The 19,416-nt window shown below is 67.0% G+C and carries 15 protein-coding genes; 8 read left to right on the top strand and 7 right to left on the bottom strand.

Features of this window, described 5'->3' with window-relative positions:
* Nucleotides 1-190: 190 nt before the first annotated feature.
* From ABY44_RS08960 to ABY44_RS08945, 4 genes are read right to left on the bottom strand one after another with little or no spacing between them, the layout of a single operon-like run.
* Entirely contained in the window at nucleotides 191-2,188 is a 1,998-nt protein-coding gene (locus ABY44_RS08960) for an acetyl-CoA carboxylase biotin carboxylase subunit (RefSeq protein ID WP_060170550.1), read from the bottom strand.
* A gap of 36 nt (nucleotides 2,189-2,224) precedes the next feature.
* Nucleotides 2,225-3,010 (bottom strand): enoyl-CoA hydratase/isomerase family protein, encoded by a 786-nt coding sequence (locus tag ABY44_RS08955; RefSeq protein WP_059697092.1) that lies wholly within the window; start codon nucleotides 3,008-3,010, stop codon nucleotides 2,225-2,227.
* Between the two features lie 19 nt (nucleotides 3,011-3,029).
* Nucleotides 3,030-4,637: a carboxyl transferase domain-containing protein gene (locus ABY44_RS08950; protein ID WP_027790577.1), complete on the bottom strand. Its 1,608-nt coding sequence runs from the start codon at nucleotides 4,635-4,637 to the stop codon at nucleotides 3,030-3,032.
* A 31-nt stretch (nucleotides 4,638-4,668) separates the two neighbouring features.
* On the bottom strand, nucleotides 4,669-5,850 hold the full coding sequence (locus ABY44_RS08945) for an isovaleryl-CoA dehydrogenase (RefSeq protein WP_021163017.1): 1,182 nt from the start codon (nucleotides 5,848-5,850) through the stop codon (nucleotides 4,669-4,671).
* 170 nt (nucleotides 5,851-6,020) lie between these two features.
* On the opposite strand from ABY44_RS08945, the gene ABY44_RS08940 reads away from it, so the two are divergent.
* A complete protein-coding gene (locus tag ABY44_RS08940; RefSeq protein WP_060083262.1) occupies nucleotides 6,021-6,767 on the top strand; it encodes a TetR/AcrR family transcriptional regulator in 747 nt (248 codons plus the stop codon).
* A 53-nt stretch (nucleotides 6,768-6,820) separates the two neighbouring features.
* Here ABY44_RS08940 and ABY44_RS08935 read toward each other — a convergent pair whose 3' ends face one another.
* Nucleotides 6,821-7,309 carry a MarR family winged helix-turn-helix transcriptional regulator gene (locus ABY44_RS08935; RefSeq protein ID WP_021163015.1) on the bottom strand — a complete coding sequence of 163 codons (489 nt, stop codon included), beginning with the start codon at nucleotides 7,307-7,309 and terminating at the stop codon, nucleotides 6,821-6,823.
* Nucleotides 7,310-7,508: 199 nt separating this feature from the next.
* Here ABY44_RS08935 and ABY44_RS08930 point away from each other — a divergent pair, with 199 nt between their 5' ends.
* From ABY44_RS08930 to ABY44_RS08910, 5 genes are all read left to right on the top strand, one after another.
* Nucleotides 7,509-8,588, top strand: coding sequence for an aromatic ring-hydroxylating oxygenase subunit alpha (locus ABY44_RS08930; RefSeq protein ID WP_060170548.1), 1,080 nt, complete (start codon nucleotides 7,509-7,511; stop codon nucleotides 8,586-8,588).
* The gene (locus ABY44_RS08925; protein WP_060170546.1) at nucleotides 8,585-9,550 is read left to right on the top strand and encodes a PDR/VanB family oxidoreductase; all 966 of its coding nucleotides are present in this window, start codon (nucleotides 8,585-8,587) and stop codon (nucleotides 9,548-9,550) included. The genes ABY44_RS08930 and ABY44_RS08925 overlap by 4 nt, the downstream gene beginning before the upstream one ends.
* Before the next feature lie 64 nt (nucleotides 9,551-9,614).
* Nucleotides 9,615-10,670 carry a Rieske 2Fe-2S domain-containing protein gene (locus tag ABY44_RS08920; RefSeq protein ID WP_060170545.1) on the top strand — a complete coding sequence of 352 codons (1,056 nt, stop codon included), beginning with the start codon at nucleotides 9,615-9,617 and terminating at the stop codon, nucleotides 10,668-10,670.
* Between the two features lie 154 nt (nucleotides 10,671-10,824).
* Entirely contained in the window at nucleotides 10,825-12,168 is a 1,344-nt protein-coding gene (locus ABY44_RS08915) for an MFS transporter (RefSeq protein ID WP_060170544.1), read from the top strand.
* A gap of 101 nt (nucleotides 12,169-12,269) precedes the next feature.
* Nucleotides 12,270-13,376, top strand: coding sequence for a porin (locus ABY44_RS08910; RefSeq protein ID WP_059697086.1), 1,107 nt, complete (start codon nucleotides 12,270-12,272; stop codon nucleotides 13,374-13,376).
* 22 nt (nucleotides 13,377-13,398) lie between these two features.
* Here ABY44_RS08910 and ABY44_RS08905 read toward each other — a convergent pair whose 3' ends face one another.
* Nucleotides 13,399-13,842: a hypothetical protein gene (locus ABY44_RS08905; protein WP_060170539.1), complete on the bottom strand. Its 444-nt coding sequence runs from the start codon at nucleotides 13,840-13,842 to the stop codon at nucleotides 13,399-13,401.
* A gap of 398 nt (nucleotides 13,843-14,240) precedes the next feature.
* Between ABY44_RS08905 and ABY44_RS08900 the strand changes: the two genes are divergently transcribed.
* Nucleotides 14,241-16,409 carry a TonB-dependent siderophore receptor gene (locus ABY44_RS08900; protein WP_060170537.1) on the top strand — a complete coding sequence of 723 codons (2,169 nt, stop codon included), beginning with the start codon at nucleotides 14,241-14,243 and terminating at the stop codon, nucleotides 16,407-16,409.
* Nucleotides 16,410-16,904: 495 nt separating this feature from the next.
* Nucleotides 16,905-18,107 carry a multidrug effflux MFS transporter gene (locus ABY44_RS08895; protein WP_060170535.1) on the top strand — a complete coding sequence of 401 codons (1,203 nt, stop codon included), beginning with the start codon at nucleotides 16,905-16,907 and terminating at the stop codon, nucleotides 18,105-18,107.
* Nucleotides 18,108-18,140: 33 nt separating this feature from the next.
* On the opposite strand, the gene ABY44_RS08890 is transcribed toward ABY44_RS08895, so the two are convergent.
* Nucleotides 18,141-19,016: a LysR family transcriptional regulator gene (locus tag ABY44_RS08890; protein WP_060170533.1), complete on the bottom strand. Its 876-nt coding sequence runs from the start codon at nucleotides 19,014-19,016 to the stop codon at nucleotides 18,141-18,143.
* Between the last annotated feature and the right edge of the window lie 400 nt (nucleotides 19,017-19,416).

The following is a 19,416-nucleotide window of genomic DNA, read 5'->3' as shown; positions in this document are numbered from 1 at the left end:
GGCGCACATGCCGCGGCGGAGGGGATAACGAGAGGTTGACGTAATGCAATCGAAAGATTCGCATTGCTTCGTTTTTTCCGAAGCGATCGAAGCGAATCTGTCGTGGTGTCGGTCGTGGAGCGCATCACGACGCCTGTCTTACGGGCCGGCAGCCGTGGCAGCCGGCCCGCATACGCGAAGCTGGCGCCGCTCAGCCTTCCGCCATCATCAGCAACTGCGCGCCATCCGAAACCTGGTCGCCGACGCCGTACAGCACTTCCGCGACGACGCCCGCGCTCGGCGCGCCGATCGTGTGCTCCATCTTCATCGCTTCCATCACGATCAGCGGTGTGCCCGCTTCGACCTTCTGGCCCGGCTCGACCAGCACCGCGATCACCTTGCCGGGCATCGGCGCGGTCAGGCGGCCGCCGCCCTGCTCCGCATCACCCGCATGCGCGAGCAGGTTGCGCCATTCGAACGTCTCGGCCGCGCCTTGCGAGAACACGTGGAAGGTGTCGCCGTCCGCATACACGCGGCCGCTGCTGCGCACGCCGCCGAGCGTCACGTCGAAATCGAGCGGCGTGGCGCCACGCGTCCACGCGAACGGTTGCGCGGCCGCGCCGCCGGTCGCGAGGCGCGCGACAGCGCCGTCGTCCTCGTACGTGACCGTCACGTCCGCTTCGCGCTCGGCCGCATGCCAGTCGAGCGTGCGGCGATAGCCGCCGTTCAGTCGCCAGTCCGGCAGCGCGCCCCACGGCGACGAACCGTGCGCGGCCGCGCCGCGTTCGCGCGCGAACAGCGCCGCGCATGCGAGCGCGAGCATCGCGCGCGGCGGCTCTTGCGGCGCGAACAGCGCATCGTGATTGCGCTCGATCAGGCCCGTGTCGAGATCGGCCGTCGCGAACGGCTCGCACGCGACGATCCGCTGCAGGAACGCGGCATTCGTGTGCAGGCCGACCACTTCGCATGCACGCAGCGCGCGCAGCATCAGCCCCAGCGCTTCCGCACGGTCCGCGCCGTGGACGATCAGCTTCGCGATCATCGGATCGTAGAACGGCGTGATCGCATCGCCTTCGCGCACGCCGCTGTCGACGCGCACCGATGCGCCGATTGCGAACTCGACGCCTGCCGGCAGCCGCAGGTGCTTCAGCGTGCCCGTGGACGGCAGGAAGCCGCGCGCCGGGTTCTCCGCATAAAGGCGTGCCTCGAGCGCGTGACCCTGCACGCGCAGTTCGTCCTGCTGAAGCGGCAGCGGCTCGCCGGATGCGACACGCAGTTGCCATTCGACGAGATCGAGCCCGGTGACCATCTCGGTGACCGGATGCTCGACCTGCAGGCGCGTGTTCATTTCCATGAAGTAGAACGCGTCGCCCGTCATGATGAATTCGACGGTACCCGCGCCGACATAACCGACCGCGCGCGCGGCCGCGACGGCCGCTTCGCCCATCGCACGGCGCACGTCGTCGGGCAGGCCCGGCGCCGGCGCTTCCTCGAGCACCTTCTGGTGACGGCGCTGCACCGAGCAGTCGCGGTCGAACAGGTATACGGTATTGCCGTGCGTGTCGCCGAACACCTGCACCTCGACGTGACGCGGGCGCGTCAGGTATTTCTCGATCAGCACGCGGTCGTTGCCGAAGCTGCTCGCGGCTTCGCGCTGGCACGACGCGAGCGCCGCGGGGAAATCGTCGGAGCGCCCGACCACGCGCATCCCCTTGCCGCCGCCGCCCGCGCTCGCCTTCAGCAGCACCGGATAGCCGATCGCGTCGGCTTCGCGATGCAGGTTGGCCGCGTCCTGGTCGTCGCCGTGATAGCCGGGCACGAGCGGCACGGCGGCCGCGTGCATCAGCGCCTTCGCGGCGGCCTTCGATCCCATTGCCGCAATCGCGTCGACCGGCGGCCCGATGAAGACGATGCCGGCCGCTTCGCACGCATGCGCGAAATCTTCGTTCTCCGACAGGAATCCGTAGCCGGGGTGGATCGCCTGCGCGCCGGTTGTACGCGCGGCTTCGATGATGCGCTCGATGCGCAGGTAGCTGTCCGCGGCGGCCGAGCCGCCGATGTGCACGGCTTCGTCGCACGCGGCCACGTGTTTCGCGTTCGCGTCCGCGTCGGAATAGACGGCGACGCTCGCGATCCCGAGACGTTTGCACGTCGCGGCGACGCGGCACGCGATTTCGCCGCGGTTGGCGATCAGAATCTTGTCGAACATGGCTTCGGTGTCGTCCGGAAAGTTAGGGGCACGCCGTCATTCACGCCACGAAGGCGTGCGTTTCTCGAGAAAGGACGCAATCCCTTCGCGCGCTTCCGCGCCGGCCCGGGTTCGCGCGATCCAGTCGGCGGTCTGCTCGATCAGCGTCGCGTCGAGCGCGCGGCCGGCCACGTCGGCGACGAGCCGCTTGCACGCGCGCACCGCGTCGGGCCCGTTCGCGACGAGCGTCGCGGCCAGCTTCGCGACGGTTTCGTCGAGCGCATCGGCCGGCACCGCTTCGTGAATGAAGCCGAGCGACGCCGCGCGCGCGCTGTCGAACACCTCGGCCGTCGTGAAGTAACGGCGCGCCGCGCGCTCGCCCATCGCGCGCACCACGTACGGCGCGATCGTCGCGGGGATCAGCCCGAGCCGCGCTTCCGACAGGCAGAACTTCACGCCGTCGGCGGCAATCGCGATATCGGCCGCGGCCACCAGGCCCACTCCGCCCGCGTAGGCATCGCCGTGCACGCGGGCGATCACCGGCTTGCCGCAGCGATGGATCGCCTCGAGCATGCGCGCGAGCTTGCGCGCATCGGCGCGGTTCTCGTCGTCCGAGTAACCGGCCATCTTCTTCATCCAGTTCAGGTCCGCGCCCGCGCAGAACGCGGCGCCTTCCGCGGCGAGCACGATCGCGCGCACGCCTTCATGCGCGTCGAGCCATTCGAACGCGGTGGTCAGCTCGGCGATCGTCGTCTCGTTGAACGCGTTGCGCACGTCGGGGCGCGCGAGCGTGACGGTCGCCACGCGGCCGGCTTCGCTTACCTTGATCGTTTCGTATCGCATCGGTCAGCCCTCCCGGCCGTTACATGCGGAACACGCCGAAGCGCGTGTCTTCGATCGGCGCGTTCATCGATGCGGCCAGGCCGAGCCCGAGCACGTCGCGCGTCTGCGCCGGGTCGATCACGCCGTCGTCCCACAGCCGCGCGCTCGCGTAATACGGATGGCCCTGGCGCTCGTACTGATCGCGGATCGGCTGCTTGAACGCGTCCTCTTCCTCGGCGGACCACGAACCGCCCTTCGCCTCGATGCCGTCGCGGCGCACCGTCGCGAGCACCGAAGCGGCCTGCTCGCCGCCCATCACCGAGATCCGCGCGTTCGGCCACATCCACAGGAAGCGCGGGCCGAACGCGCGGCCGCACATCCCGTAGTTGCCGGCGCCGAACGAGCCGCCGATGATCACCGTGAACTTCGGCACCTTCGCGTTCGACACGGCCGTCACCATCTTCGCGCCGTGCCGCGCGATGCCTTCGTTCTCGTACTTGCGGCCGACCATGAAGCCCGTGATGTTCTGCAGGAACACGAGCGGAATCTTGCGCTGGCAGCACAGCTCGATGAAATGCGCGCCCTTCACCGCCGATTCGGAGAACAGGATGCCGTTGTTCGCGACGATCCCGACCGGGTGGCCCCAGATGTGCGCGAAACCCGTGACGAGCGTCGTGCCGTAGCGCGCCTTGAATTCGTCGAACTCCGAATCGTCGACGATGCGCGCGATCACCTCGCGCACGTCGAACGGCTTGCGCGTATCGACCGGGATCACGCCGTACAGGCTCTTCGCGTCGTAGCGCGGCGGCTTCGGCTCGCGCAGCGCGACCGGCGACGCGATCTTCGGCGCGAGATGATCGACGATGTTGCGCGCGATCGACAGCGCATGCGCGTCGTTCTGCGCGAGGTGGTCGGCCACGCCCGACAGGCGCGTATGCACGTCGCCGCCGCCGAGATCCTCGGCGCTCACTTCCTCGCCGGTCGCGGCCTTCACGAGCGGCGGGCCGCCCAGGAAAATCGTGCCCTGCTCCTTCACGATGATCGACTCGTCGCTCATCGCCGGCACGTACGCGCCGCCCGCCGTGCACGAGCCCATCACGACGGCGATCTGCGCGATCCCCGCGGCCGACATCGTCGCCTGGTTGAAGAAGATGCGGCCGAAGTGGTCGCGGTCGGGAAACACGTCGTCCTGGTTCGGCAGGTTCGCACCGCCCGAATCGACGAGGTACACGCACGGCAGCCGGTTTTCCGCAGCGATCTCCTGCGCGCGCACGTGCTTCTTCACGGTGACCGGGTAATAGGTGCCGCCCTTGACCGTCGCGTCGTTGCACACGATCACGCACTCGCGGCCGGCGATCCGGCCGATCCCGGTGATGACGCCCGCGCCCGGCGCGTCGTCGTTGTACATGCCGTTCGCCGCGAGCTGCGAGAACTCGAGGAACGGTGCGCCCGGATCGAGCAGTTGCGCGATGCGGTCGCGCGGCAGCAGCTTGCCGCGCGCCAGGTGCTTGTCGCGCGCGGCCTGGCCGCCGCCCTGCGCGAGCTGTTCGATCTTCGCGCGCAGATCGGCGACGACCGCCTCGAGCGCGGCGGCATTCGCGCGGAAGTCTTCCGAGCGCGGGTTCAGTTTCGATTCGATGATCGGCATCGACGGGGCTCCGTTCGCGTGACGTGGGGCGTTACATCGTTTCCGCGAACAGCTCGCGGCCGATCAGCATCCGGCGGATCTCGCTCGTGCCGGCGCCGATCTCGTACAGCTTCGCGTCGCGCCACAGGCGGCCGACCGGATATTCGTTGATGTAGCCGTTGCCGCCGAGGATCTGGATCGCCTCGCCGGCCATCCACGTCGCTTTCTCGGCCGTATAGAGGATCACGCCCGCGCAGTCCTTGCGCACCTGGCGGATGTGGTCGCTGCCGGCCGAATCGAGGTGGCGGCCGACCGCGTACAGATACGCGCGGCACGCCTGGAACGTGGTGTACATGTCGGCGACCTTGCCCTGGATCAGCTGGAATTCGCCGATCGCCTGGCCGAACTGCTTGCGGTCGTGGATGTACGGCACCACCGCGTCGAGACACGCGGCCATGATGCCCGTCGGGCCGCCCGACAGCACGGCGCGCTCGTAGTCCAGGCCGCTCATCAGCACCTTCACGCCGCCGTTGAGCTGGCCGAGGATGTTTTCCTCCGGGACTTCGACGTCCTGGAACACCAGCTCGCCCGTGTGCGAGCCGCGCATGCCGAGCTTGTCGAGCTTCTGCGCGACCGAGAAGCCCTTCATCCCCTTCTCGACGATGAACGCGGTAATGCCGCGCGGGCCGGCTTCGAGGTCGGTCTTCGCGTAGACCACCAGCGTGTCGCAGTCGGGGCCGTTGGTGATCCACATCTTCGTGCCGTTCAGCACGTAGCGATCGCCGCGCTTGTCGGCGCGCAGCTTCATGCTGACGACGTCCGAGCCGGCATTCGGCTCGCTCATCGCGAGCGCGCCGATGTGTTCGCCCGACACGAGCTTCGGCAGGTATTTCTGCTTTTGAGCCTCGGTGCCGTTGCGGTGGATCTGGTTCACGCACAGGTTCGAGTGCGCGCCGTACGACAGGCCGATCGACGCCGAGGCGCGCGAGATCTCCTCCATCGCGACCATGTGCGCGGTATAGCCCATGTTCGCGCCGCCGTATTCCTCGGCCACCGTCATGCCCAGCACGCCGAGATCGCCGAACTTCTTCCACAGATCCATCGGAAACTGGTCGGTGCGGTCGACCTCCGCCGCGCGCGGCGTGATTTCCTTCGCCGCGAACGTCGCGACGGCGTCGCGCAGCATCTCGATGTCTTCACCGAGCATGAATTGCACACCGGGCAGGTTGATCATGTCTCCTCCGTCTCCAGAAAGTGTGTGGCATCCACTGATTTCTGAGTTTCGCTCAAATCGAATGAATGCACCGATTCATTGACCAATACAGCGTAAATTTTGCACAGTTTCGCGCCTCGCCGGGTTCGGCGTCAATAGTTTTTTGAGTGACACTCAGATATCATGCCGAGATGACAGCCGCTACCGCCGACACCATGACCGCCACCGTCAAAGCCGATCGCGCCGACACGTCGCGCGCGCCCGCCGGGCGCAAATCCCAGCAACGCGTGCAGGACATTCTGCGCGCCGGCCGGGAAGTGTTCGCCGAAAAGGGTTACGAGCATGCGACGGCTGCCGAGATCGCGCAGCGCGTGGGCGTATCGGAGGCGACGGTGTTCAGTTACTTCCGCGGCAAGCGCGAGCTGTGCGCGCGCGTCATCGCGGATTGGTACGACGAAAACATCGCCGCGTTCGAGCAGGGGATGCCGCAGGATGCGTCGGTGCAGCAGCAGTTCGCGTTCATCGTGCGCACCCACCTGCGGCTGATGCTGGTGAACGGCACGGGCCTGTGCGCGCTGGTGCTGTCGGAAGGCCGCGCGAAGCAGCATGCGCTGAGCGACGAACTCACCGCGCTGCAGCGCCGCTACACCGCGCCGCTGATGGACGTGCTCGCGCGCGGCCAGGCAGCCGGGCAGGTACGTACCGACCTGCCGCTGAGCCTGCTGCGCTCGATGGTGTTCGGGCCGATCGAGCACGTGCTGTGGGATGCGATCCTCGGGCACCGCAAGCTCGACACGGAAACGACGGCCACGCAGCTCGTCGACATGCTGTGGGCCGCCGTGCAGCCGCCGGCGCCGGAACAGGCGGCGCTCGTGCGGTTCAGGAATGAAGTGGCGGAAGCGGTGCGCCGGCTGGAAGGGGAAGCGTCACGCCCGTGACGCAAGGGCGCGGCCCGGCGCACGTCGCATCGTGCGCCGCGCGTAACCGACCGCTACGAATCCTCGCCGACGCGCAGCGGCGCGCGGCTCTGCTCGTTGTTCAAATGAACGAACTTGCGCAACAGGCGTACGAGTTCCTGCGAATCTTCCTCGCCCATCCCGTCGAACAGGCCGGCACGCAGCTCCTGCACTGATGGAATCAGGCGCGTGAGCAGTTCGACGCCCGTCGGTGTCAGCAGCAGGCGCCGCTGACGCCGCGGCAGCACTTCGCGAACGATCAATCCTTTCGCTTCGAGCCGGACCGCGAGGTCGGCCGTCGTCGACGTGTCGAGCGCCACCCGCTGCGCCAGCGTCACCTGATCGAGCCCCGGACACTCGTAGAGCATCCGCAGGACGGCGTACTGCACCGGCGTCACGTCCCGGCCCAGCTTCTCGTAGAACATCGCGACGGCAATCTGGTGCGCGCGCCGGATCAGGTGCCCCGGCTCGTCGTACAGGTCGAGCGGGAAAGCCGGCGCGTCGGCGGGATTCGTTTTTTCCATGAATGAGTCGATGACATAGGCGGCGCGCGCCGGTTGCGCGCGCCGACGGCATGGCGCTGCCTCGCGCCATTTCGCGGGAAAACCAGTATACCGCTCGCCTTGCCCCGGCCAATCTCAATGCGTACACTGAATCTCATTCAGTACACGGAATGAAGAACTGCCGCATGTCAGCGGCACCGCCCCGAAGGAGACGACGAACGTGTTTCTCAAGAACGCTTGGTATGTGGCATGCACACCCGATGAAATCGACGGCAAGCCGCTGGGCCGCAAGATCTGCAACGAGTCGATGGTGTTTTACCGCGCGGCGGACGGCCGGGTCGCCGCGCTCGAGGACTTCTGCCCGCACCGCGGCGCCCCGCTGGCGTTGGGATTCGTGCGCGACGGCGTGCTCGTGTGCGGTTATCACGGGCTGGAAATGGGCTGCGACGGCAAGGCGTCCGGCATGCCGGGCCAGCGCGTCGGCGGCTTCCCGCCGATTCGCAGCTTCCCGGTGATCGAGCGGTACGGATTCGTCTGGGTCTGGCCGGGCAATGCGTCGGAAGCCGATCCCGCCAAACTGCCCGCGCTGGCCTGGGCCGAAGACCCGGCCTGGGCGCACGGTGGCGGCCTCTATCACATCCGTTGCGATTACCGGCTGATGATCGACAACCTGATGGACCTCACGCACGAAACCTACGTGCATGCGTCGAGCATCGGCCAGAAGGAAATCGACGAAGCGCCGCCGAAGACGATCAGCCGCGGCGACGAAGTCGTCACGAGCCGCTTCATGGAGAACGTGATGCCGCCGCCGTTCTGGCGGATGGCGCTGCGCGGCAACGGGCTCGCCGACGACGTGCCGGTCGACCGCTGGCAGATCTGCCGCTTCACGCCGCCGAGCCACGTGATGATCGAAGTGGGCGTCGCCCATGCGGGCCACGGCGGCTACGACGCGCCGGCCGAGTTGAAGGCGTCGTCGATCGTGGTCGACTTCATCACGCCCGAGACGGACACCTCGATCTGGTACTTCTGGGGCATGGCGCGCAACTTCCGGCCCGACGATCACGCGCTGACCGCCGAAATCCGCGAAGGCCAGGGCAAGATCTTCGCCGAGGATCTCGAGATGCTCGAACGCCAGCAGCTCAACCTCGAGCAGTGGCCGGACCGCAAGCTGCTCAAACTCAACATCGACGCCGGCGGCGTGCTGTCGCGCAAGGTGATCGAACGGCTGCTCGCCGAAGAAAACGCGGCGAGCCCGCAACGGCCCGTGATTCCAGTCGCGCAGATCAAGGAGGCGTCATGAGCGCCGCGACATTGACGGTCCGAGTGGCCCGCAAGTGGCAGGAAGCGCGCGACATCTGCGGTTTCGAATTCGTCAGCGACGACGGTTCGCCGTTGCCGGGCTTTGAAGCCGGTGCCCATATCGACGTGCATTTGCCGGGCGGGCTCGTGCGCCAGTACTCGCTGTGCAATCACCCGGAACACGCCGATCGCTATCAGATCGCCGTGCTGCGCGATGCCGACGGCCGCGGCGGGTCGCGCGCGATCCACGACGAAGTCCGGCAAGGCGATACCCTGCGGATCGGCATGCCGCGCAACCAGTTTCCGCTCGCCCCCGACGCCCCGCACCACCTGCTGCTCGCGGGCGGGATCGGCGTCACGCCGATCCTCAGCATGGCGGAACGGCTGTTCTCGTCCGGCATGCTGTTCGACATGCACTACTGCGCACGCTCGACCGATCGCATGGCCTTCGTCGAGCGGATCAACGCGGCCGGATTTCACGATCGCGCCCGCCTCCACGTCGACGACGGCGATCCCGGGCAACGCTTCGACCTCGCCGCCGTGCTCGCCGCCGCGCCCGCAGGCACGCACCTGTATGTATGCGGCCCGCGCGGCTTCATGGACGCAGTGCTGAACGCCGCGCGCGAGCGCAACTGGGCCGAAGCGCGGCTGCACTACGAGTTCTTCGGCGGCGCGGTTGCGTCGTCCGGCGCGGACCGTGCGTTCCAGGTTCGGATCGCGAGCAGCGGCAGGGTGATCGACGTGCCGGCCGAATGCACGGTCATCGCGGCGCTGGCGGCGAACGGCGTCGACGTGCTGACGTCGTGCGAACAAGGCGTATGCGGCACCTGCGCGACGCGTGTGCTCGAAGGCGAGCCCGATCATCGCGACTCGTATCTGACTGAAGCGGAACAGGCAGCCGGCGACCAGTTCATGCCGTGCTGCTCGCGATCGCGAAGCGACCTGCTGGTCCTCGATCTGTAGGTCTGCAAATCGGTAGACGGACCGCCCGACTCGCGGCGGCCAACCACAATACTGGAGACGATCAATGGAGCAACATGCCCGGGCACCGATCAATACTACTCAGTTCCCGGTCGACCGATGGTGGGTCGCCGCGCTGTCATCCGAACTGACGGACAAACCCGTCGCCCGCACGCTCCTCGGCCGCCCGGTCGTCCTGTTCCGGTTGCCGTCCGGGGAAGTCGGCGCGCTGGAGGATCGCTGCTGCCACAAGTCGCTGCCGTTGTCGTGCGGCTCGCTCGAATCGCGCGGCCTGCGCTGCGGCTATCACGGCCTGTTGTTCGACCGCGACGGCACGTGCGTGGAGATTCCCGGCCAGGACCGGATTCCGGCGAAGGCGTGCGTGTCGTCGTATCCGGTACGGGAACAGGACGCCATCGTGTGGATCTGGATCGGCGCCGACGCGCACGCTCAACCGACAAGCGCGCCGCCACGCTATGCGTTCCATGCCGATCCGCAATACCGGTTCGGCGGCGGCCACTACCACTACGACGCACCGTATCAACTGATTCACGACAACCTGATGGACCTGAGCCACCTCGGCTATGTCCATCTGAAAACGATCGGCGGCAACGCGGCGCTGCACATGGGTGCGGAAACCCGCGTCAGCAGCGACGGCGATACCGTGACGCTGGTTCGCCGGATGCCGGATTCCGACCCGCCGCCAACCTATACCGCCGCGTGGCCGTTCGCGGGCCGCGTCGATCGCTGGCAGGAAATCGAATTCCACGTGTCGCACATCCGGATCTGGACGGGCGCGATGGACGCCGGCACCGGCGATCTGCACGATCCGGCACGCGGCGGCTTTCACATGCGCGGCTTCCACGGCATCACGCCCGAGACGGAAACGACGACGCACTACTTCTGGACCGTCGCGACCAATCCGCAACACGACGTCGAGCGCGTCGCGCAAACGGTCATCGAGCAATCCGCGGCGACGTTCGACGAGGACAAGACCGTGATCGAAGCGCAGTACCGGAACCAGCTGCGGTTTCCTGGCGGCCGCCAGATCGACATTCACGTCGACGCGGGCCCCAATCGCGCGCGGCGCGTGATCGAGCGGCTGCTGCTCGAACCCGCTTAAGCATCGCGCCGCCCCGCCGACAACACCCGCCGGTCGCGACGGGCGCTCCGCGGGATGCCCCGTCGGCCCGTTCAATCGCTTTCGTCCCATTCGCCATCACCGGCTTCGATTTCACCCCATTTAATTAGTCATACTATTTACAAGGATTTTTGACGTGAGTGCAAACATCCGCAATACGATCGACGAATCCCCGATGAGCACGTTCCAGACGATGGCGGTCACCGCCTGCGTCGTGCTGAACATGCTCGACGGCTTCGACGTGCTGGCCATCGCGTTCGCCGCGCCGCACCTGGCGGCCGAGTGGAAACTGAGCGGCAAGGAAATCGGCCTGCTGCTGAGCGCCGGGCTGGCGGGCATGGGCATCGGCTCGGTGCTGATCGCGCCGCTCGCCGACCGCGTCGGCCGCCGCCGCATCATCCTGCTCTGCCTCGCGGTGATCTCGACCGGGATGCTGGCCTGCGCGGCCACGCACAGCACGCTTCAACTTGCCGTCACGCGTGCGTATACGGGGCTCGGCATCGGCGGCATGCTGGCGAGCCTGACCGTCATCAGCGGCGAATACGCATCGAACAAATGGCGCAGCGCCGCGATCGGCATGCAGTCGACCGGCTACGCGATCGGCGCGACCGGCGGCGGCGTCATCGCCGGCTACCTGCTGTCGACGTGGGGATGGCGCAGCGTGTTCGCGTTCGGCGGCATCCTGACCTTGCTGTCGATCCCGATGGTGCTCGCGCTGCTGCCGGAATCGCTCGACTTCCTGCTGGCTCGGCGTCCGGACAACGCGCTGCAGAAAATCAACCGCATCCTCGCGAGAATGAAGCGCGCGCCGATCGACATGCTGCCGGCGGCGACTGCCTCCATCGACTCGGCGAACGCCACGTCGAGCTGGACGGCCGTGCTGCGCGCGCCGCTGACGCGCCGCACGATCGCGCTGTGGATCGCATTCTTTCTCGTGATGGGCAGCTTCTACTTCGTCGTGAGCTGGACACCGAAGCTGCTGGTTCAGGCCGGGTTGTCGGCATCGCAGGGGGTCACCGGGGGCGTGCTGCTCAATCTCGGCGGCATTGCCGGCGCGTCGCTCTTCAGCCTGCTGTCGACACGGTTCGGCCTCCGTAACCTGCTCGGCGCGACGCTGCTGCTCGGCGGCGTACTGATGGTCGTGTTCGGCGCGAACACCGGCTCGCTCGGGATCGGGATGACGGTCGGGGTATTCCTCGGCGCCGTGATCAATGCGTGCGTGGCCGGCATGTATGCGTTGTCGCCGACGCCGTATCCCGCCGAAATCCGCACGACCGGCATCGGCCTCGCAGTCGGCATCGGCCGCCTCGGCGCGATCCTGTCGCCGATGACGGTCGGTGCGCTGCTGGACGACGGCTGGTCCGTGTCCCATCTGTATCTCGCGTTCCTCGTGCCGATGGCCGGCGCGGCGATCGCCGTCGCCGTGGCGGGTACGCGCGCCGCGGCACCGCGCAGGCAACGCGACCCGGCGATGTCGTAACGCACGACGCCCGCAGCCTTGCCGATACCCGTCGGCACCCCGGATCGGATCGGGTCATAAAAATATCGATAAGCACATCTACATACTGTTTGGAGACAGCCATGAAAACGAAACTGGGCGCCGCACTCGCGACGGCGATGGCACTGACGCTGGCGCTGGCCAGACCGGCCTGCGCACAAAGCAGCATCACGCTGTACGGGATCATCGATACCGGCGTGTCCTACTACAACAACGCTGCACATGGCGGATCGTTCACGGGTATGCCGACACTGACCGGCGAAGTGCCGTCACGCTGGGGGTTGAGGGGCACGGAGGATCTCGGCGGCGGCTACCAGGCTTTCTTCGTGCTCGAGAACGGCTTCCAGCCCGGCACGGGCGCACTGAACTACGGCGGGCGCCTGTTCGGGCGACAGGCGAACGTAGGCGTGAACAGTCCGTTCGGCGCGCTGACCCTCGGCCGCCAGATGAACATGTCGATGATCGTGCTGACCAATGCGGACGTGATCGGCCCGTCGATTCACTCGATGGCGGATTTCGATTCCTATCTGCCGAACGCGCGCAGCGACAATGCGATCGGCTACAAGGGCACGTTCCACGGGGTGACGCTCGGCGCCACCTACAGCTTCGGCCGCGACGCGGCCGGACCGGCCGGGCCGTCGGCGACGGGCTGCGCCGGACAGGTGCCCGGCGACATCGTCGCTTGCCGCCAATACACGGCGATGCTCGCCTATGACGCGAGCAATTTCGGGCTCGCCGCGTCGCACGACGTGATGCGCGGCGGCGGCGGTGCGCTCGCGCCGCTGAACAATCCGGCATACACCGACACGCGCGACATCGTCGCCGGCTACGTGAAGATCGGCCCCGCGAAACTGGGCGCCGGGTGGATCCGCCGCAACCTCGCGGCGGCCGAGCACCTGCAGGCCGATATCGTGTTCGCCGGCGGCACGTACTACGCGACGCCCTACCTCGCGCTCGACCTTCAGGGCGTCCGCTACCTGCAACGCCGGGAAAACAGCGAAGGCGGCACGAACGCGACGCTGCTCGTCGGCCGCGCGAACTATTTCCTGTCGAAGCGGACGACCGTCTATACGTCGGTGGGCTACATGTTCAACAGCACGCTGGCCGCGAACGCGGTCGCCGCGGGCGGGACGGTCGGCACCGGGATGAACCAGCTCGGCGTGATGGCCGGCATCCAGCAGAAGTTCTGAACGCCGGATGCGCGTGCGCCGGTCAGTTGGCGAGACGGCAGTGGGCCAGCTTCAGGCCCGGCAACACGGGCGCATCGATATAGCCTTCGTTCACGCAGCTGAAGCGAAACGCCGTCGACGTGACGAACGGCTTGATTTCGCCGCCGGGGAATTTCGGCTTCAGCGCATCCTGGTCGGCCACGTCGAAATGCGTATCGAACTGCTCGCCGTCGGCCGTCAGCGCGCCGAAGTAAGTGCCGCCCGGATCGCTGCCCATCCGGATCACGGCGCCGACGAACGCGAGGCGCTTGCCGTCGTACTTCGACTTCGCCGCGGTCGCGTCCTGCGTGTAGGCCTCGATCACGGCGCCGTAGTGCGCGTCGATCGCGGGGTCGGCATCGGAAGCCGCGCAAGCAGCCTGGTGAATGCCTGCCAGCGCACAGGCCGCAAGCGCGGCCGCCGCAAACGGCGCGGAAATCTTCTTCATGGGTGGTCTCCCGTCTAGCGTGGTGGTTGAAGTGATTGAAGCCCGGCGCAACGCCGGATGAACTCGCTTCCGTTGCTTTAATCGTTCGAATGGCGGATGACGGCTGCGATCACTTCATCGCCCGCGTGGTCGTGCGCGGTGCGTGGCGTCGCGCGGAACGCGACGTGACAGGAAGATGACATGGTGCGGCCCCCGGCTCTCTCGTTGAATTTCACTGCGTCTGATTTTGGCCGCTACGGTAGCAGACGGCCGCCAGCCCGGCAACCGACGCCCGAGCCCCGGCGATCATGTCATTACAATTGCAAATGATTCTCATTACATATATCATGCACGCCTTGGCCGTAACGAAATGCTGCGGCCCGCGACACGATCCTTAGCATTCCCTCCTGTATCGATTCATGCCATCCCGTCGAACGCCCCGCCGCGTCCGGACCCCGCGTCCGTGGCGCTCGAGCCTGCCTGCCCTGATTACCCTTTGCGTCGCAAGCGGCGCGCATGCGGCCAACACCGAAGCCGGTGCAACTGCATCGGCACCCGCAACGCCGGCCGGGAAAGAACTCCCCGCCATCAACGTCAACGCATCGTCAACCGTCGACCCGACCATCGGCTACCAGCCGCGCACCAGCAGCATCGCGGGCGGCGACGACCGTCCGTTGAAAGAGATTCCGCAATCGGTCGCGGTGGTCAGCAGCAGCGTGATGCAGGACCAGCAGGCGCATTCGCTCGACGACGTGCTCGGCAACATCAGCGGCGTGACGCAAACCAACACGCTCGGCGGCACGCGCGACGCGTTCATCAAGCGCGGCTTCGGGTCGAACAACGACGGCTCCGTGCTGGTCGACGGCGTGCGCACGCCGGTGCTGCACAGCTATCTCGCGACGATCGACCGCGTCGAGGTGCTGAAGGGCCCCGCTTCGCTGCTGTACGGGATGCAGGATCCCGGCGGCGTGATCAACCTCGTCACGCGCAAGCCGGAAGACACGTTCGGCGGCTCGATCTCCGCATCGCGCACGAGCCACGGCGGCAGCAACGCGCAGTTCGATCTCACGGGGCCGCTCGGCAAGCCGGGCCAGGTCGCGGGCGGCACGCTCGCGTTCCGGCTCACCGGCGAATACGACACGAGCCGCTACTGGCGCAGCTTCGGCCGCGAACGCAACGCGCTGATCGCACCCGCGCTGTCGTGGCACGACGCGAACACGTCGGTCGACGTCAGCTATCAGTACGTCGACTACACGATGCCGTTCGATCGCGGCACCGTGCTCGTGAACGGCCAGCTCGACGATGCGTTGCGCTATCGCCGCTACGAAGAAGCATGGTCGCAAAGCAGCGGCATCCAGGAAACGCTGCGGACGCGCGTCGAGCACCGCTTCTCCGATGCATGGCGCGTGCGCGCGACCTACGGCTGGGGCCGCGACCGCTACGACCAAACCATCACCCGCGCCACCGCGTTCAACAGCAAGACCGGTGCGATGACGCGCTCGTCCGACGCGAACCTCGGACGCAACGACTCCGACCAGATCGCGACGCTCGGCCTGCTCGGCAACGTGACGCTCGCCGGGATGAACCACGCGATCTACATCGGCGGCGAATACGAACGTCAGCGCAGCTTCCGCGGCGACACGATCCGCGGCAAGGCAACGACGGGCTTCAATCTCTACGATCCCGTGTACGGCCTGCTCGCGGCGGGCGGCACGCCCAACGCGAAGCAAAGCGATTCGCGCTCGGTCGTGCATGCGTATTCGACGATCGTGCAGGACTCGGTGAAGATCACCGACCGCCTCACCGCGGTGGGCGGGCTGCGCTGGGAAAACTGGCAGCAGGAATCGGGGATGGGCCGGCCGTTCGTGTTCGCCGACCGCTCGCGCGGCAGCGTCTGGCTGCCGCAGTTCGGGCTCGCCTACGCGCTCACGCCGGCGCTGACCGCCTACGCGAACGTGAGCCGCTCGTTCAAGCCGAACGTCGCATCGAACGTCGCCGCGCCGCTCGCGCCGGAATACGGCCGCGTGCTCGAGGCCGGGCTGAAGTTCAGCCTGAAGCCCGCGATCACCGGCACGCTCGCCGTCTACCAGATCGACAAGCGCAACGTCGCGGTCACGGTCGGCGACATCACGTCGACGATCGGCACCGCGCGCTCGCGCGGGATCGAGCTCGACGTCGCCGGGCAGATCACGCGCCACCTGAGCGTGATCGGCAGCTATGCGTATACGAACGCGACCGATCGCGACAGCAACACCCCGCTCACGAACGTCGCGCGCCACACGGGCAGCCTGTTCGCCGTGTACGACACGGCCATCGCGAATCTGCCCGGCCGCTGGCGCTTCGGCGGCGGCGCGCGTCTCGTCGGCGCACGCTCCGGCGACACGGCGAACAGCTTCACGCTGCCCGGCTATGTGACCGTCGATGCATTCGCAGCCTACGAAACGACGATCGGCAAGTTCCCGACGCGCTTCCAGCTCAACGTGAAGAACCTGCTCGACAAGACCTACTACCCGTCGAGCAACAGCAACCTGATCGTCGCGGTCGGCGAGCCGCGGCTCGTCACGCTGACGACGACGGTGTCGTTCTGATGGTCTGACGTTCCGATCGCCCGATGCTTGCATGGGCCGGCCCAAACGCCGCGGCCCATGCACCACGCCCGCATTCGCAGCCGCTCGCGACGCGTAGCGGCTCGCCCCTTGCCCCAGTGAAGCATCCTTGCCGCTTCGCAAGCGGTCACCGCGACTCCGCGCGCGTTGTGCCGGACAACCACCAACAACGCGGCGACCGAACATCGTCCGATCCGCCGGCGAAGCAGGAACGACAGCGAATCACCCCGTTGCTTGCCGCCCACACCAGCGCCGGATTCCGCTTGACTGCCGTCCCGCGCGGCACCCGACGCCACCATTCACACGCCTCCCCGGCACTCGCTTCACCGCCCGCAAAAATGCATCCGTGCGATGCAATTCCGCCGGCTCCCTTACCGCATCGCGCGCCGTATGATCGCCCCGGCTTTTTTCCACGGCGGCCCGATGCGCGTCTACCTCTCCATTCGCTCACGCGCTCCGCTCCAACCATCTGCGAACATGTCCAACCTCTCACTCATCCTCGTCGTCTCCATGCTGAGCGCCTTCGGCCTGATCGCGTCCGACGTCTACCTGCCCGCGATGCCGTCGATGGCCCACGAATTTTCGATCGGCGCATGGCAGATGCCGCAGACGGTATCGGCTTACCTGATCGCGCTCGCCTGTGCGCAACTGGTCTACGGCCCTCTCTCCGATCGATGGGGGCGCAAACCCGTGCTGACGGCCGGCATCGTCCTGTACATCCTTGGCTCGATCGGCTGCGCGAGCGCCGGCGGCTTCGCGAGCTTTCTCGGATGGCGCGTGCTCGAAGCGCTCGGCGCGGCGTCCGGCCTCGTCATCGGTCGCGCGATCATCGCCGACACCTGCGACAAGAACGCATCCGCGAAGATCTACAGCATCGTGTATCCGCTCGTGTCGCTGTCTCCGGCAATCGCCCCCGCAATCGGCGGATATCTGGCTGCTTGGTTCGGGTGGCGAAGCGATTTCATTTTCGTCGCCGCATTCGGCGTCGTCGCGCTCGCGCTCGTTCAGTTGCGCCTGAAGGAAACCCGGCCGCCGGTCGCACCGGGGCAACATCGCGCCGCACCGCTGGCCGGCTTCACCGGCGTACTCGCGGACCGGGCCTTCATCCGCTACACGCTCGTCGTCTGCGCGATCTATTGCGCGTGGTTCGTCTACCTGACGCAGTCGCCGTTCATCTTCTCCGGCCTCGGTCTTTCGGAACGGCAAAGCGGCTGGCTCTATCTGCCGCTGACCGCCGGCATCGTTTCCGCCAACCTGATTGCGCGCCGCATGCTCGACCGGATGTCCTACGACTCGATCGTCGTGGCCGGCGTGGGCTGCTTCGTTGCCGGCGGCTTGGCGTTCGCCCTGTGCGAATCGTGGCACGTCAAAGGGGTCGTCGCGATCGTGATGCCGATGGTGCTCGTCAGCCTGTCGAATGGATCGTCGCTGTCGCTCGCGGTCTCGGGCGCCATCGCGAGCGAACACGGGCGCGCGGCGACGGCGTCGGGGCTGGTCGGCTTCTTCCAGATCGGCAGTGCGTCGCTCGCCGCCACCGTGTCCGGCGGCCTGCTCGGCACCGGAAGCCACGTGCTGGCGGCAGCCATCCCGTTCTTTGCGATCGTCGCGGCCATCGCGATCGTGCCGCGCTGGTGTGCCGCGCGGCGCACGCTCTCGATGCGCGACACGCTACCCCGTTGAGCCCGTGGCCCTGCGCGGGCGAGGCCCCGGCCGCTATCGATAACGGTCGAACGTAGCCGCGATCTCCGCGGTGACCGCCCGAACGCGCGCCGTCCGGTTCAGGTCGGTATGCGATACGAGCCAGACCTGATACGGCACGGCTCGCGTCCGGTCGGGCCAGATTCGCACGAGCGAATCGTCGTCTTGCGCCATATACGCGGGGAGTTCGCCGATGCCGATACCCGAGCGGATCGACGCCGCCAGCATCAGGCTCGAACTCACCTGCGCCACGATGCGTCCGCGTTCCATCGACTCGCCGCACAGCGCGTGCCCCTGGTTCGACGTCGTGCCGGGCTGGTAGACGACCAGGTCATGCCCTTCGAACGCGGCTCCGATCGCGGGCTCGCCATGCGCATCCAGATACTCGCGGCTCGCGAACAGCCCGACCTCCCATTCGGCGAGCTTCCGGCGCACGAGGTCGGGATTTTCCGGCATCACGGTGCGAATCGCGAGATCCGCATCGCGTCGCGTCAGGTTGAGCACCTGCACCGACGTCGTCAGGATCACGTGTATCGCCGGACATTTCCGGCGCAGTTCCCGTATCGCGGGAACGACGAAATCCATCGCGAGGGAATCGGTCGTCGTGACCCGGACCTCGCCTTCGAGGCGATCGTCCGAGCCCTGGACGCGACGCTCGAATTCGCACGCCGCCCGCTCCATCGCTTCCGCGGCCTGCAGCGAATGCTCGCCGACCTGCGTCACGACATAACCTGACGATGTCTTGAGAAACAGCTTCGCACCGAGCGCCTTCTCGAGTGCGGTCAACCGTCGCCCCACGGTGGCCTGATCGACGTCGAGAACGGCCGCGGCCTCGCGCAGCGTCCCGGTGCGATGAACGGCCAGAAAAACGCGGGCATCGTCCCAATTCATGAGTAACGTTCTCTCTCTCGGTAAGGCATGTGTGCATTCGCAGGAGGCGATTATACAAGTCGATCCTGTGCAGCCCGTTCCAGATAATCAGCTATCCGTATCAACAGGACGATCGATTCGCCGATCAAAACCGGAACCGTCCGCAGGAAGCCCCTCAACGACGGGCTCGCCGACCGAAGCCAAGTGGAATGACCGAACCGATGGTCGTTTCACCGATCGCCCCAACCCCGGCCGCCCAATCATCAGCCTCCCGAATATCTCCCATCCGATACCGCGATTTTCCGTACCGGACGCGCGCCGCTAGACTGGCTACGCATTCGCGACGCCGCAGCGCCGTACCGCAACGCGGCACGCCCCCACAAAAACGATTCCGGGAGATACCCCATGTCCGACCGGCACG

It is taken from the genome of Burkholderia sp. ZZQ-2, assembly GCF_050768715.1.
GTDB classification, from domain to species: domain Bacteria; phylum Pseudomonadota; class Gammaproteobacteria; order Burkholderiales; family Burkholderiaceae; genus Burkholderia; species Burkholderia cepacia.
This window is presented reverse-complemented; position numbering and strand designations above follow the sequence as displayed.